The 16,477-nt window shown below is 42.0% G+C and carries 12 protein-coding genes; 5 read left to right on the forward strand and 7 right to left on the reverse strand.

All coding sequences use genetic code 11. The features are described 5' to 3' along the window. Nucleotides 1-108: 108 nt before the first annotated feature. From ABZB17_RS10715 to ABZB17_RS10730, 4 genes are all read right to left on the reverse strand, one after another. Nucleotides 109-885, reverse strand: a complete 777-nt coding sequence (locus ABZB17_RS10715) for a zinc ribbon domain-containing protein (RefSeq protein ID WP_372650093.1) — start codon at nt 883-885, stop codon at nt 109-111. Nucleotides 886-913: 28 nt separating this feature from the next. Next, nucleotides 914-2,008: a Nif3-like dinuclear metal center hexameric protein gene (locus ABZB17_RS10720; RefSeq protein ID WP_372650095.1), complete on the reverse strand. Its 1,095-nt coding sequence runs from the start codon at nt 2,006-2,008 to the stop codon at nt 914-916. Continuing rightward, entirely contained in the window at nt 1,998-2,348 is a 351-nt protein-coding gene (locus ABZB17_RS10725) for a MerR family transcriptional regulator (protein ID WP_372650097.1), read from the reverse strand. Before ABZB17_RS10725 ends, ABZB17_RS10720 begins: the two co-directional genes overlap by 11 nt. Nucleotides 2,349-2,496: 148 nt before the next feature. Further along, complete coding sequence (locus ABZB17_RS10730; protein WP_372650099.1) at nt 2,497-3,477, reverse strand: M23 family metallopeptidase; 981 nt, start codon at nt 3,475-3,477, stop codon at nt 2,497-2,499. Nucleotides 3,478-3,655: 178 nt separating this feature from the next. On the opposite strand from ABZB17_RS10730, the gene alaS reads away from it, so the two are divergent. The 3 genes from alaS to ABZB17_RS10745 all read left to right on the forward strand — a co-directional run bounded on the left by alaS (nt 3,656) and on the right by ABZB17_RS10745 (nt 11,923). Beyond that, on the forward strand, nt 3,656-6,277 hold the full coding sequence (alaS, locus tag ABZB17_RS10735) for an alanine--tRNA ligase (RefSeq protein ID WP_372650101.1): 2,622 nt from the start codon (nt 3,656-3,658) through the stop codon (nt 6,275-6,277). Between the two features lie 589 nt (nt 6,278-6,866). Next, nucleotides 6,867-9,932, forward strand: a complete 3,066-nt coding sequence (ccsA, locus tag ABZB17_RS10740) for a cytochrome c biogenesis protein CcsA (protein WP_372650103.1) — start codon at nt 6,867-6,869, stop codon at nt 9,930-9,932. A 200-nt stretch (nt 9,933-10,132) separates the two neighbouring features. Further along, nucleotides 10,133-11,923 carry a long-chain fatty acid--CoA ligase gene (locus ABZB17_RS10745; protein ID WP_372650104.1) on the forward strand — a complete coding sequence of 597 codons (1,791 nt, stop codon included), beginning with the start codon at nt 10,133-10,135 and terminating at the stop codon, nt 11,921-11,923. A 431-nt stretch (nt 11,924-12,354) separates the two neighbouring features. Here the strand turns inward: ABZB17_RS10745 and ABZB17_RS10750 are convergent, their stop codons facing one another. Then, nucleotides 12,355-12,795 (reverse strand): hypothetical protein, encoded by a 441-nt coding sequence (locus ABZB17_RS10750; RefSeq protein WP_372650105.1) that lies wholly within the window; start codon nt 12,793-12,795, stop codon nt 12,355-12,357. Nucleotides 12,796-12,953: 158 nt separating this feature from the next. Between ABZB17_RS10750 and ABZB17_RS10755 the strand changes: the two genes are divergently transcribed. Then, complete coding sequence (locus ABZB17_RS10755; protein ID WP_372650107.1) at nt 12,954-13,961, forward strand: nucleoside hydrolase; 1,008 nt, start codon at nt 12,954-12,956, stop codon at nt 13,959-13,961. A gap of 55 nt (nt 13,962-14,016) precedes the next feature. After that, nucleotides 14,017-14,730 carry a hypothetical protein gene (locus ABZB17_RS10760; protein ID WP_372650108.1) on the forward strand — a complete coding sequence of 238 codons (714 nt, stop codon included), beginning with the start codon at nt 14,017-14,019 and terminating at the stop codon, nt 14,728-14,730. Nucleotides 14,731-14,771: 41 nt separating this feature from the next. On the opposite strand, the gene ABZB17_RS10765 is transcribed toward ABZB17_RS10760, so the two are convergent. Then, entirely contained in the window at nt 14,772-16,049 is a 1,278-nt protein-coding gene (locus tag ABZB17_RS10765) for a hexokinase family protein (protein WP_372650110.1), read from the reverse strand. 30 nt (nt 16,050-16,079) lie between these two features. Further along, nucleotides 16,080-16,477, reverse strand: a 398-nt coding sequence (locus ABZB17_RS10770) for an alpha-L-fucosidase (RefSeq protein ID WP_372650112.1), incomplete at its 5' end; no start/stop codon positions are given.

The raw sequence follows: 16,477 nt of genomic DNA on the forward strand, positions 1-16,477 counted from the left end.
GAATATTAACGTAGTTGAAGATATTGCTGAATAAGCATTAAGATATTGATTAAAAAATAGCCGGTTCAAAATTTTGAACCGGCTATTTTTTAATCAATATCTTAATGCTTATTCAGCAATATCTTCAACTACGTTAATATTCTGGTCAACCAAAATACGACCACAATATTCGCAAACAATAATCTTTTTGCGGCTGGCAATGTCCATCTGGCGCTGAGGTGGGATTTTATTAAAACAACCACCGCAAGCATCACGCTGAATAGTAACCACTGCCAAACCGTTGCGTGCATTTTTGCGAATACGTTTAAAAGCTCCCAAAAGGCGAGGCTCGATAAACGACTCGATTTTTTCTGATTTCGTTCTCAGCTTTTCTTCTTCAATCTTGGTTTCTTCAGTAATTTCAGAAAGTTCGTTTTTCTTTCTGTCCAGATCTTCTTCACGCTCTTTCAACTGCTCTTTTGATGCTGTAATGGCTTCTTTTTTCTGAGCCATTTCGGCGGTGAACTCTTTGATACGTTTTTCAGAAAGTTCGATTTCCAGGTTTTGGAATTCAATTTCTTTCGAAAGCGAGTCGAATTCGCGGTTGTTACGAACGTTATTTTGCTGTTCGGTATATTTTACAATCAACGCCTGCGAATCTTTAATCGCAATTTTTTTGTTGTTGATTGAAGTATCCAGATTTTTAACCTCGTCATCAAGGTTTACTAACCTGGTCTTTAAACCGGCAATTTCGTCTTCCAGGTCCTGAACTTCCAGAGGAAGCTCACCCCTTAGGGTTTTTATTTTATCAACTTCAGATACAACACTCTGCAACTCATGCAATGCGCGTAATTTCTCTTCTACTGAAATGTCTTTGTCTTCTTGCCTTGAATATGGTGCATTCATGCTCGTAATATTTTTATATACATAAAAATCAGAAGTAAAAAACCGGGTTGGAATTCACCTCTGATAAATGGATTGCAAATTTAGGGAATTTTTTCGTAAGTAACTCATAAAAAAGTTCTTTAGTGAACTGTTCGCTCTCAAAATGTCCGATATCGGCGATAACGATTTTATTTTCGGCATCAAAAAATTGATGATATTTAAAATCGCCGGTCACAAAGAAGTCGGCTCCGGCCGCAATTGCCTGGTTTAACAGAAATGAACCTGCTCCTCCGCAAACCGCTATTTTCTTCACTTTTTTATCTTGTAAGGCAGTATGCCTGATCATTTTTACATCAAAGGTTTTCTTTAACTGGCGAAGAAAAGCCGTTTCACTTTTTTCTTTGGGTAAGGTCCCGATCATGCCGGCACCAATCTGATCGAATTTATTGTCGAGCGAATAAATATCGTAGGCTACTTCTTCGTACGGATGCGCCTGAACGAGGGCATTTATAACTTTTCCCTGAAGGTAATCGGGAAAGATCGTTTCAACGCGGATTTCATTTTCGTAATGCTGTTCGCCTTTTTTACCAACAAAAGGATTTGTGGTGTCGCTACCACGGAAAGTACCTTGCCCGTGCGCATTAAAACTGCACGAGTCGTAATTCCCGATTTGTCCGGCTCCGGCAGTAAAAATAGCTTCGCGAACTTTATTGGCATGATCAACCGGAACAAAAGTAACCAGCTTTTTGAGCATACCTCCGGCGGGCTGAAGAATTTTGCAATTCTCCAGACCAAGTTTTTCGCAAATCTTTCCGTTTACTCCGCCTGTAACACTGTCGAGATTGGTGTGTGCCGCATAAATGGCCACATCGTGTTTTATGGCTTTTATAAGCGTGCGTTCAATGTAGTTTTTGCCGGTTATCTTTTTCAACCCCGAAAAAACAATGGGGTGGTGGGCAATTATTAATCCCGCTTTTCTTTTTATTGCTTCATCAACAATCGCCTCAGTAACATCGAGCGTTACCAAAGCTGCCGATACTTCAGCGTTTTTATCGCCAAGAATTAGCCCGGCATTGTCGTATGATTCCTGCAATTTTAAAGGTGCAAGATCTTCCAAAAAATTGGTAATATCTTTAATTTTCATTTTCCCCAAGTCCTTGTTTTATCGCGATTAGTTCTTGTCTGATATCCTGTAAACGTTTAACTACCTCGAAATTGTTTAAGGTGTCTTCCGGATTTTCTTTCAGTTTTTTTCTAGCACCGTCAATGGTCAGGCCGCGTTCTTTTACCAAATGGTGTATCATCCGGATCGTTTCCAGATCTTTCGGCGTAAACTGACGGTTGCCTTTTTTGTTTTTTACCGGTTTCAGCGCCTCGAACTGGTTCTCCCAATAACGAATATGCGATACATTTACGCCAAACATATCGGCTACTTCGCCAATGGAGTATAGCATCTTCTCTATTTTGGGCTTTTTGTATGGCACGCGCTAATAATTTGATGCAAGATAAAAGATTTTAAAGCTGCGACAAAAGAGTGAATGATTTTTTGAAGTACGGACGTACAGAGAATAAAAACTTCCACCGGAATAAACCGATGGAAGCTTCAATATTTTGTTATTAATCGCTAATCCGTTAATCCAGCGACTGACCAATATTCAACGAAATCGCAATCATTTTGTCGTATTCCTGCGGTGTCAGATCTTTAAACATATAATAGGCCGGATTTACTTTGCGTCCGTCTTTATGCACTTCGTAGTGCAAGTGAGGAGCAGTTGATCCGCCGGTATTTCCAACATATCCAATAATGTCGCCGCGTTTTACCTGCTGGCCACGTTTTACATTAAATTCGTTCAGGTGACCGTAAACCGTTTCGTAACCATATCCATGGTCGATCTTTATGTTCAGGCCCAACCCAACTTTGCTTCTTTTTGAACCTGAAACATCGGTAACCTTTCCGTCGCCGGTGGCATAAATCGGAGTTCCAACCGGAGCCGTAAAATCTTGCCCCCAGTGCATTTTTCGTACTTTGTAAATCGGGTGAACACGGTAGCCCCATCCACTTGATGTACGTTTTAAATCGGTATTGGTAATGGGCATAATCGCTGGTAGCGAAGCCAGCATTTTTTCTTTGTTCAATGCCAGTTCCAGCACTTCGTCGTATGATTTTGACTGGATATACGCCTGTTTCGAAATTACATCAAGCTTATGTGCTGTGGCAATAACCAAATCGGAATTGTCCATGTCTTCCAACTCCGAGTATTTATTGGTACCACCAAAACCTGCATTCCGAACTGTTGACGGAATTGGCTCGGCTTCAAAAATTACACGGTAAATATTATCGTCGCGCTGTTGCAGTTCCGACAATACACTGGCTACTTTATCCAAATCTTTTGAAAGTAACTCGTATTGGGTAAGCAAACGTTTGTTTTCGCGCATCAATCGTTTTGATCGCGGTGTATCGTAAAAGTTTACGAAGATTAGCGTGATGACAATCGCCAATGCCAAACTACTCGAAAAATAGGTGAGTATTTTTGTTGCTTTGGCTTTCCAACTTAATCCTACGCTCTCGTAACTGAGCGTATCCGGGTTAAATTTATATTTCTTTTTTGCCATATAAAGGGCCGGTTTTATCTCTTTATTAATGCTGATTCATTAAATCCTATAACTTTGCATGGATTTAATAAAACGTGATTTTTCACGCGGCAAAGGTAAGTAAATAACTCATAATTAATGAATTTGTTTTCTTTGCATTAAATATTTTTAACGAATTGATAAATCATACAGACGGAAAATGAAGACTTCTAAAGAGATACGTAAGGCTTTTCTCGACTTTTTTACCGAGAAAGAACATCAGATTGTAAACTCTGCACCGATGGTTGTAAAAGGCGATCCAACGCTGATGTTTACCAATGCGGGGATGAACCAGTTTAAAGACCAGTTTTTGGGTAACGAACCGGTAAAATATCCGCGGGTGGCCGATACGCAAAAGTGTCTGCGTGTTTCAGGAAAACACAACGATTTGGAAGAAGTTGGTTTGGATACCTACCACCACACCATGTTCGAAATGTTGGGAAACTGGTCGTTTGGCGATTACTTCAAAAAAGAAGCGATCGACTGGGCATGGGAGTTTTTGGTAACTCGTATGGGAATTGATGCCGACCGTTTGTATGCTACCGTTTTTGAAGGAAGCGCCGATGATAACCAGGAGCGCGACAATGAAGCTGCCGGTTACTGGGAGCAATACCTTCCAAAAGACCGCATTCTGAACGGTAACAAAAAAGATAACTTCTGGGAAATGGGCGATACCGGACCTTGCGGACCATGTTCGGAGGTGCACGTTGATATTCGCTCGGAAGAAGAACGTGCAAAAGTTCCGGGGCGCGATTTGGTAAACATGGATCACCCACAGGTAATTGAAATCTGGAACCTGGTATTTATCCAGTTTAACCGAAAAGCAAACGGTTCGTTAGAAAACCTGCCCGACAAACACGTTGACACCGGAATGGGTTTCGAGCGTTTGTGTATGGTTTTACAAGGCGTTCAGTCGAACTACGATACAGATGTTTTCCAGAATACAATCGCCGAAATTGGTAAGCTGTGTAACAAAAAATATGGCGAAGAAGAAAAGGTTGATATTGCCATGCGCGTTATTGCCGACCACCTTCGTGCGGTGGCTTTTGCCATTGCCGACGGTCAGTTGCCATCGAATAACAAAGCCGGTTATGTAATTCGCCGTATTTTGCGTCGTGCCGTGCGTTACGGTTACACGTTCCTCGATTTAAAAGATGCCTTTATCTTCCGTTTGGTTGACGTACTAAAAGATACAATGGGAGATGCTTTCCCCGAATTGGTAAGCCAGCAAACACTTATTGAAAAGGTGATTAAAGAAGAGGAAGAGTCGTTCCTGCGTACCCTTTCAACCGGTATTCGATTGCTTGACGATATGATTTTGAAAGCAAAAAATGATGGCGCAACAGAAATTGCCGGAAAAGATGCTTTTGTATTGTACGATACCTTTGGTTTTCCGCTCGACCTTACCGAGTTGATCACCCGGGAAAATGGTTTGGGTGTTGACGAAAAAGGTTTTGCAGTGGAAATGCAGGCTCAAAAAGATCGCTCGAGAAATGCGGCTGCCCAGGAAACGGATGATTGGGTGGAATTGCGAAAAATTGAAAAGACCGAATTTTTAGGCTACGACAAACTGGAAGCTGAAATTAAAATAGCGCGTTACCGCAAAGTAACACAGAAGAAAAAAGCGTTTTACCAACTGGTATTCGATCAAACACCGTTTTATGGCGAATCGGGTGGTCAGGTTGGCGACGCCGGTTACATTGAATTCGACGGTGTAAAAACATCTGTCTTCGATACACAAAAGGAAAATAACCTGACCGTTCATTTGGTAAACGAGCTTCCTGAAAATCCGGAAGAAACATTTTACGCTGTAGTAAATGCCAAACGTAGAACAAACATTGCCAATAACCACACGGCAACCCACTTGTTGCATGCCGCACTGCGTGAAGTTTTGGGATCGCACGTTGAGCAAAAAGGATCGCTGGTAAATGCCGATCATTTGCGTTTCGACTTTTCGCATTTCCAAAAAATGAGCGATGAAGAAATTGCGGCGGTTGAAAAACTGGTAAACGAAAAAATTCGTGCCAATTCAGTTAAAGAAGAAAACCGCGAAATGCCGATTGAAGAAGCTAAAGCATCGGGAGCAATGATGTTGTTTGGCGAAAAATATGGCGAGGCGGTTCGGGTAATTAAATTTGGCGAATCGGTTGAATTGTGTGGAGGAACACACGTTGCGGCAACCGGACAGATCGGTATGCTGAAAATTGTCTCGGAAAGTGCTATTGCTGCGGGTGTTCGACGGATTGAGGCAATTACTGCCGATCGCGCTGAGAAATACATTAACGACCAGTTGGCGTTGATTAACAACATTAAAGAAACGCTGAAAGGATCGAAAGATCTTTTGGGAAGTGTAACTACTCTGTTGCAGCAAAATAGCGAGTTGAGCAAACAAATTGAAGCTTTCCAGCAGGAGAGTTTGAAAATGACCAAAGCCAACCTGAAGAGCAAAGTGTTAAACGAAAACGGTGTAAATATTATCGCCGATAAAATTCTTATCGATAATGCCGGGTTGGTAAAAGATTTGGCTTTCCAGCTAAAAGGCGAGGTTGATGACCTGTTTTTGGTAATTGGTGCCGACATAAACGGCAAACCAAATTTAACGGTGATGATTTCGGACAATATTGTTGCTGATAAAGGATTAAACGCCGGGCAGATTGTTCGCGAAGCCGGAAAAGAAATTAAAGGTGGCGGCGGTGGCCAGCCATTTTATGCAACCGCCGGCGGAAAAGATGTTGACGGTTTGCAGGCAGCTATCGAAAAAGCACTATCGTTTTTACAGTAGATAACTTATTGAACGCTGATAACGCGGATTCTGATGATTTTCGCAGAATAGAATATGTGGATTAACCGCTGCTTATAAATACCTTCAAGGTTTCCAAAACCTTGAAGGTCTTTTTGATTCCTGTTGGCTTGTCCGCAGCTTGAAAAAGGGTTTCCTCCGACCCTAAATGGCCGTCCTACATTCGCAAAAAGGTCTCCTACGATGAAAAGTTGTCTTCCTACACCGAAAAGAACCGCTCCTACATCATTAAAAAGTTGTCCTACACCGGAAATTTCATCTCCTACGTTACATTTGTCTTGTCCTACATGTGTAGGACGAACATTTTGCAGTGTAGGAGCGATGAAAATAACCGGTTTTCTGTCATTTTGTTATTTATGATCCGTTTTTTATGTAATAAAAGAACGAGACAAAATCTGCTGTTTCGTTCGGTTCCCATAATCTGCTAAAAAAAATACCAAAGGGGTTTTTGTTTCTGCTCTTTTTTTTGAATTGTTCTAAATAAGGATTATTTTCAGCAACTATTTTGTAAGGAAATGGTTATACCAATTGGTATTATAAAAAGACTTGAAATTAAATTGAATAAATAGAGATGAAGAAATTCTTTGCGTTTATAACATCCATGCCGTTCGCGGCATTTATTTTTCTTGGGCTTGCTTTTTCAATGGCTGTTGCCACCTTTATCGAAAGCAGCTATGGCACGCCAACTGCCCGTGCGTTGGTGTACAACACGCATTGGTTCGAGGTACTTTGGGGGCTGTTTGCACTCAACCTTGTCAAAAACATGTTTCGTTACCGTTTTTTCACCAACCGGCGTTATACGCTCGGCATTTTTCACGTGTCGTTTTTGGTGATGATACTGGGAGGCGCTGTTACACGTTTCATTAGTTTCGAGGGAGTAATGCACATTCGCGAAGGTGAAAGTGCCGACTATATTCTTTCTACCAACGATTATTTTTATGCCGGATATGAAGGCCAGGAAGAAGTTGCACAGGTGAGGTTCTCGGAAATTACACCTAAGCAGTATTCAGCGAAATTTGATGTTGACGGAAAATCGGTAAAAGTAAAAGCGGTTGGTTTTATCGAAAATGCAGAGCAAAAAGCCATTGCTTCTGATTCGGGAGAACCGGTAATCGATTTTGTGTTTTCGGCACCCGGAACACAGGGTATGCAGTCGTTTTCTTTTAAAGAAGGCGATGTGCTGGATTACCCCGGTTTTTCAGCCGGTTTTGAGGTTGATGAGGAAAAAGTGATCAACTTTTTTATGCAGGATGGAGCCTTGTTTATGACCTCTTATGCGAAACTGGAAGAAACGACCATGGCAACGCAGGAAACAGTCGATTTATCGCCGGGAGACACAATTCCGGTAAAACCGATGTTTTTGTATGGTTATAACAATTTCCGCTTTCTAATTCGTAAATTCCTGCCAAGCGCAACATTTACAGCAGTAAAAAGCCAGATGGAAACCAGAGAAGATGCCGTGATGATTCAGGTTTCGGATGGCATACGCCAGCAAAATGTACCGGTGTTTGGCCATTCAGGGCAACGCCCCGATACCGTGCGCGTTCCGCTGGGTAATGGCACACTAAAACTTGCTTACGGCGCCTTGCCGCTGCAGGTTCCGTTTAGCATTCATTTAAAAGATTTTCAATTGGAACATTACCCGGGATCTGACTCTCCGTCGTCGTTTGCTTCAGAAGTTGTTTTGATCGATCCAGAAAAAGGAATTAACGAAGATATTCGCATTTTTATGAATAATACACTGAGTCACCGGGGTTACAAGTTTTTTCAATCGTCGTACGATGTGGATGAACAAGGCACGATCCTTTCCGTTAATTACGACTTTTGGGGAACGTGGATTTCGTACCTTGGTTATTTATTGCTCATTGTAGGAGTGATTATGTCGCTGATAAATCCAAATTCTTATTTCCAGTATCTGGCCAAAAAGTTAAAAGCCAGTTCGGTTAAAGTAATCGCGCTTATTACATTGCTGGGAAGTGTGGCTTTTTCAGCATCGGCACAAAGTGGAGTGGGAGCAGGAATTCCGCCAATTGACAAGGAGGTTGTAAAAGAATTCAGCGAATTGTGGGTGCAGGGAGTTGATGGACGAATTGAGCCGGTGTCGACGCTTTCGGGCGAGATTGTACGTAAGATTAGCCGTAAATCCGGGTTGTATGGTTTGTCGGCCGATGGCGTGGTGCTGAGTATGATGGCATATCCTGAAATCTGGCAATCGATGCCCATTATCAAGGTCGCCGATAAATCGTTGGAAGGGGCACTTGGCGCACAGAACAAATACATTACGGTTGAGTCGCTTTTTGATGCTAACGGCAATTATAAAATTGCGGATGCAGTGCGCGCGGCTTATGCCAAAGCTCCCGGAATGCGCAATCGAATGGATAAAGAATACATTAATGTGGATGAGCGTGTAAATATCTGTTTTATGGTATTTCAGGGCTCTATTTTCCATCTGTTCCCGCGCGAAAGAGTGGAAGATACCTGGTATGCCCCCGGAAGTACTGCTGCAGAATATAGCGATGGCGATTCTATTTTTATACAAAGTGGATTTCAGTTGCTGTTGCAGTCGATTACTGAAAACCAAAGCGAGAATGCCGTGCAGGTATTACAGGCAGTCGATAATTTCCAGGTAAAATACGGCGCCGATCTTTTACCCGGAGAGAAGAAGAAAAACGTTGAGATTCTTTTTAATAAAGTAAATCCGTTTAAACGAATATTCCCGTATTATCTGTTGTTTGGATTTTTGCTGTTGACGGTACTTTTTATAAATATTTTCAGGCAAAAGCAGTTGCCGTCGTTTCTGCGGATATCATTTTTCGGCTTCATTTTAATACTGTTCCTCGTACACACGGTTGGATTGATAGTGCGCTGGTACATATCGGGCCACGCACCGTGGAGCAACGGTTACGAATCGGTGGTTTATGTGGCGTGGGCAACCATGCTGGCCGGAATTATATTTGGCCGAAAATACCCAATGGTAATAGGTACTGCTGCATTCTTAACCGGAATTGCACTGTTTGTGGCACACCTAAGCTGGATGAATCCGGAGGTGACGAACCTGGTTCCGGTACTAAAATCGTATTGGTTGGCTATTCACGTGGCCATCATTACGGCAAGCTACGGATTTCTTGGGCTGAGTATGTTCCTTGGCGTTTTGGTAATGATTTTGATTGTTTTACGAAGAGGAGCGAATGAGGCCAAAGTAAACGGTTTTATCGAGCAACTAACAACTATTAACGAAATGTCGGCAACGGTTGGTTTGTATTTCCTTACCATCGGAACATTCCTTGGCGGAGTTTGGGCCAACGAAAGCTGGGGCCGCTATTGGGGCTGGGACCCCAAAGAAACCTGGGCGTTGATTACTGTGGTGATCTATTCGTTTATTGTACATATGCGACTGATTCCTTCGTTAAAAGGAATTTTCAATTATAATTTTGCCTCGATACTTGGTTTTGCTTCGGTACTGATGACTTACTTTGGTGTGAACTATTACCTGTCAGGCTTACACTCGTACGGAAAAGGAGTTGCCGATGGGGTAGATCCTGCCGTTCCTGCATCGATTTTAGTGTTGGCCGGATTAATAATCTGGGCCTATGTAAAAGACAATAAATATCAGGCTCAACAAGCTGAAACCGAGTAAGAGAAATAATGCCCGGTTAAATGAAATTTTGGAACAATAGGCTCTGAAAGTCGATAGTTGGCGTTTTAATTTATTGTTTTACAGCTATTTGAAATTATTTAGAATACATATAAATAGTAAAGGGCTGAAAAATAGCATAATCGCTTTGTAAATCAACCAACAACAAAAGCCTTATATTTCGAAGTTTTTAAAATTGAAATATGGGACAGACAGTTACACGTACTTTTGATGTTCTCGAACGCGCATTAAAAGAATTCCCCCGTGAAGATTCCATTGCCGGTAAAAAAGATGGTAAATGGTACACTTATTCAACCAAAGAATATTACGAAAAATCGCACCAGTTTGCACTTGGCCTAATGGCCCTGGGGTTAAAGCGCGGCGATAAAGTGGCTACAGTTACCACCAATCGCCCCGAGTGGAATATTGCCGATATGGGCCTGGCAATGGGTGGTTTTGTACATGTGCCTATATACCCAACATTGGGCGACGACGAGTACAAGTACATATTGAAACATGCCGAGGTAAAAATTATTCTGGCAGGCGATAAAAAGCTTTTCCAGAGTATGTGCCCACTGGCCAATATGATTGATGGCGTTGATGCTGTTTACACCTTCGAAGAAGTGGAAGGAGCAAAACATTATGAGCAGATACTTGAACTTGGCGAGTCAAAAAGAGAAGCGTTTTCTGCGGAACTTGAAAGCATTAAAAACGATGTTAAGCCTGAAGATCTGGCAACGATTATTTATACCTCGGGAACAACAGGGGTGCCCAAAGGCGTTATGCTGAGCCACAACAACCTGGTATCGAATTTTACCGAGCATGCAAAACTTCACGACCTGGGAATTGAGCACAGAGCTTTGAGTTTTCTGCCACTTTGCCACGTTTACGAACGCAGTGTGAACTACCATTTTCAGTACCGGGGCATGGGTGTTTATTATGTGGGCAACCTGGCGCAGATTGTTTCGTCGATTAAAGAGGTGAAACCGCATATGTTTAACTCGGTTCCCCGCTTGCTCGAAAAAGTTTACGATGGATTTGTGGCCAAAGGAAAAGAACTTTCAGGGATTAAACGCAAATTGTACTTCTGGGCACTGAATCTGACACGTCATTTTGAATACAACAAAAAGTATGGCTCGCTGATGAGACTGAAAATTTCGGTGGCCGATAAGTTAATTTATTCGAAGTGGCGCGAAGCACTGGGCGGTAACATCACCTATGTTGTATCGGGTGGGGCAGCACTGCAGCCACGCATTGCCCGCCTGTTTGGTATGGCAAAACTTACTACGCTCGAAGGTTACGGATTAACCGAAACTTCGCCGGTAATTGCTGTAAACAATCCAACTACAATGGAAATGATGGTTGGAACTGTTGGCCCGATTCTGAAAGGTTTCGATGTGAAATTTGCACCCGACGGCGAGATTTTGTGTAAAGGCCCCGGAATAATGATGGGCTATTACAAGGCTCCGGAACTGACCGACGAAGTGATCGATGAAAACGGGTGGTTCCATACCGGAGATATTGGAATGTTGGTTGACGACAAATTCCTGAAAATTACCGATCGTAAAAAAGAAATATTTAAACTGTCGGGCGGAAAATATATTGCTCCTCAGATGATCGAGAACAAGTTGAAAACATCTGAACTGATTGAGCAGGTGATGGTAATTGGTGCCAACGAAAAATTTGCAAGCGCCATTATTTCTCCGTGTTTTCCAATTCTGCACGACTGGGCGGGAGAGCACAAACTGCATTACGAAAACAATGAAGAGTTGATTCAGCTTCCGGAAGTCATTCAGAAATTACAAAAAGAAGTTGCAAAAATTAACAAGACGCTGGGATCGCACGAGCAAATCAGCCGTATCCGACTGGTGCACGAAGAGTGGACTCCAACTTCGGGCGAACTGTCGCCAACACTGAAACTGAGACGAAATGCCGTTGCCGTTAAATACCAGCACTTAATTGATGATATTTATGCCGTAGGGGCAAAAAAATAGCAGTGAAGAAACAGGTGCGAAAGCACAAGCTGAACCAAGCTTAAAAGGTTGCAGGAGTTTATCTCTTGCAGCCTTTTTTATTGGCTAAACATTTCCAAAATTACAAACTTTGGAAATGGCAATTGAACAGGGAGCCTTTTATATTATTAACACACTTTATTCTCTGTATCGTTATTCTTCGTCAAACGTACTCAGTACGATGCTTCACCAACGCAGTTTTTTTCAAACGTACTCAGTACGATGCTCCACCCTCGCAGTTTTCGTCAAACGTACTCAGTACGATCATTCACCCACGCAGTTTTCTACAAACGTACTCAGTACGTTGCGTCACGCATGTGTTATTCTTTAATCGTACTCAGTACGTTGCTCCAACTACGCGTTTTTCTTCAATCGTACTCAGTACGATACCCCTTTTTTTTAATCGACTATGGTTAAAACAGAGCTCTGTCCCACGGAATGGCTGCCAAAATCAGCACCAATGCCAGACCGTAAAAAATTGCCGCTGACCGGTGTTTCTTAAACGGAGTCACATTTTTTTTCGCTTTTGCCCTGCCAATGTGTACCAGTGCAAGTGCAATAATCATTAACAGAATGTGTTCTACAGCGTAAAAACGCAGGTCGCTGTTTTTCATGGCAGCTCCAAAATCGGCAAATGCCGCTTTGGTAATCGGGCTAACAAAAGCATAAAGTACAATGCCCACCAGAAACTGAATATCCATTATCATGACCAGTATTAATCCCGACAGGTTATCGGCCCGGCCCCATGATCGTTTACTTGCTACACCGCTTATGGCAAGCAGTACTGTAAATAAAAGCGCGATTAAAACCAACCAGCGAAATCCGTTATGTGCGTGTAATAGTCCTTGATACATAAATTTTATATTTTATTCAAATGTAACACCAGATTTTGCTTTTGGTTGAAAGTTCTTGAAAAAATATGGAACTTCTACATATTACATCACTCTCATTTATACTTTAATATTTTGATATCTTTAATGCATGTTTATTATGAATAATTAATACCAAAACGATGCATAAAACTCTTCAGTTTATTTTAGTTTTTCTAGCTTTTTCATACTTTCTGTTAAGTTGTGCAGCTCATCAAGAGAATAAATCACCCAACATAAAAATACTCATTGATACGGATGCCAACAATGAGTTGGATGATCAGCACGCTTTAGCCTATGCTTTTTTAAACAAAGATATTTTTGACGTTGTTGGTGTCACTGTTAATAATACCCGAAACGGCTATGGAATACAGGGGCAATATGATGAGGCGGAGCGTATAATTCAACTCTTTAATCTTGAAAACGAAGTGCCATTGTTTATGGGGGCCGATAAAAGTTATGCCGAAATTGCGCCAACCATTTCGGATAAAAATTTTGACGGACAACCTGCCATTGATTTTATTATTCAGGAAGCAATGAAAGTTGAGGATGAAAAATTGGTGCTGGTACCGGTTGGCAAATTGACCAATATTGCACTGGCTATTTTAAAAGAGCCACGAATTGTTGATAAGGTTCGGGTTGTTTGGTTGGGAGGAAATTACCCCGCTCCAGGCGAATATAACCTCGAGAACGATACCACTGCCGTAAACCCTGTGCTTCAGTCGGGAGTTGAATTTGAAATGGTCACAGTGCGTTATGGTAAGCCAAGTGGAACTGCTGCCGTAGCTGTTGTTCGTGAGGAAATTAATCGGAATATGAAAGGAAAAGGGCCACTTTCGCACCATACGATTACGGGACGACATGGTGGTGAGTTTAATCGTTTTGGCGATTATTCTGCCAATCTTTTCGAAGAAGCAGAAATGTATGGAAATCCACCTTCGCGCTCCTTATTTGATATGGTTGTACTTGCTGTTTTAAAAAACGAAGCCTGGGGAGAAAAAGTTGAAATACCTGCCCCAAAACTTGTTGGAGATAGCTGGGTTGATCGACCGGAAAACCGTCGTAAAATAATTTACTGGCAAAACTTTAACCGCGATGCCATTGTAACCGACCTTTTCGATCTCATGCAAAAGTCTACTCCGGGAAAATAATCTAGCACGTAATAGCGAAATGCAGGAAGTTAAAAAACAGCTGGAAGTTTTATTGATGAACTATTTTCGGGATTGCTATCCCGGTTTTCCGAAAGGGAAAGTTGTGGCATCCGAGTCGCCCGATTTTGTGGTGAAAATGAAAAATGCACACAAATTGGGAATTGAACTCACCCGGCTAAATCCCGCCAACGCTGTAACAAAAACAGAAGAGGTGCAAGCATTGATAAACTTTAGAAACGAATTGGTTGAGGATATGCGGGAGCTTTTTGAGGCCGGATCGGATGCGAAACTTTTTGCGAAATTTATGTTTTCGGAGAAACACCAGATCACTCCTGAGCGCGAATTAATGGTACGGTCGAAAACCGTAGCAACAATAAAATCTGCCATTGCCGACAAAACCGATGCAACATTCTATCATAAAATACTTACGAGTGCTGATTTGCCCCAAGGGCTGGAGCAGGTTTTGATTGCTCATCATCCGGAACTAAAAGAGTCGGTCTGGGAATGTTCGAATAACCTGGGAATATCAAATAATGTGGTTGAAGATATCCGGTTGGCGATAGCCAAGAAAGATGAAAAACTGCGAATTTATCAGAAACAACAGCTGCAACAATACTGGCTTTTAATAACCACAGATTGTTTGCGGGCTGATAAAAATATCAACCTGTTGAATAAGATTAGTCATGAAGAGTTTGAATCGCGGTTTCATCAGGTTTTTGTGCTCGACTTAATGCGTGCCCGGGTTTTTTCGTTGGTTGAAAATTTGTAATAGCCGAAGCCCGGTTCTTCAGGCTCCGGCTATTAAACAGTTTAGTTTACAATGGCTGCAATTGCTGCGCCCAGTAAGCTTGAGTTTTCCACTTCCACAATTTCATAATAACGTTGATTATCGCCTGAAAGGAAATTCTGCAGGTATTTTTCAAATAGTTGCTGAAAATTATGAAGCTTGTAAAATGTTGTTCCTTCAATGGTCATTAATACCGGTTTTTCGTGGTGTTTGCCTTTACCGGTTTGCAAAATTACCGCAGCCAGGTTGGCAGCTACCAGTTTTGCAGCTCGCTCGATAAGCTTGTCGATAATTTCGGCAACAAGCATTTTATCCGAATCGCTGGTGAAAACTCCGGGTAATACATTGTGGGCACTTTCAATGCCGTGCACATAATTGTTTACCTCTTCCGATGTTAATTCCTGCAGATTCTCAAAAACTTCGGGGTAAGCAAAAACGCCTTCAGCCGCTGCCGTTTTTAAGGTTGCCGTGCATAAACCACCAAAGTAACCACCCGAAAACATTTTTTCAAAAGCATAACGGCCCGGATTTTCGGTAGTGTTATCAAAAGCGATGTCAATATCGGTGCGCGGAGCCAGTGTAAATGCCCCCGATTCGATATTAATGATCTGGCTGCCTTCCATGTTGAGCCCATCGGTTTTGGTAATGTTTTTATTTGCCTCAATGTAACTGGTGTTGGTTCCGGTGCCCAGAATAAAACCAATGTAAGTGTCGTAAGCTTTAACCGCCCGCGCTGCTTTTCCGGCAAGCAAGGTAGAAACGGTGTCGTTCATCAGCACCAGTTGTTTGTCGGGTGTTTGCATGGCGTTCAAAAGTCCTTCACCAATCATTTCACCAATTACATCTGGTGCTTTCACTTCTTTGCTCCATTCAATCAGTTTTCCGTCTTTGTTCGGGAAAATCTCTGCAGCATACGAGAAACAAAATCCCAGTTTATCCGATGTGTTTTTGTAATCTGCCAGGTAAGCTGCAAATGTGTCGAAGAATTCAGCCTTGGTAAGTTCTTTTTCTACGCCCGGCATTTTGGCCTTTGTAATGTTTTCAGTTACCAGTTTCAGGTTGTCGTCGAAATAAACTTTGGCTGCCCTAAAGTTGGTACCGCCTGCATCAATGGCAACAACAGGTTCGTTGGCTTTTACTTCTCCGTCAGCTTCAATATAAGTTGGAAGCATCAGCAGCGAGCTTTCTTTGCCGGCCAATCCTTTAGCCATTTCGTCCAGAAAGGCATTCACCACCTCTTTCATATTAATGTCTTCAGCCGTCATTTTGTGGCTTTTCAGAAATTCAGTTGCTTTGGTCATTTTGCTATAACATTTATTTGATTATTCGTATTAAAGTACATTTTCAAGTTTAAAAACCCAGGCATAGGTGCGGGTAAGTTTCCCCGGTGTTAATACCGGCGCTGAAATGGTAATTGTTTTACCCGATTTTTTGAATTCTACATCATCATGATATCCCAATAAACTAACCGATGATGCTTTTTTCAGTCCTTTTATTTTTAAATCGGTTGTAGGATATTGTGTGCAATGTACATACAAGTCTTTTCCTTTTTTTGTGAAATATACATCAGCGATAGTGTTCTTTTCAGCACCTTCCCATTTTCTTGTTTCGTAAATTGCTTCGCCGTTTGTCTCCAGCCATTTGCCGATATCAAGCAGGCGTTGTTGCTGAATTACAGGAATGCGGCCATCAGCGGTTGGGCCAACATCAAGCAGGAGATTGCCTCCTC

The sequence above is a fragment of the Draconibacterium sp. genome, assembly GCF_041583095.1.
Classification (GTDB): Bacteria; Bacteroidota; Bacteroidia; order Bacteroidales; family Prolixibacteraceae; genus Draconibacterium.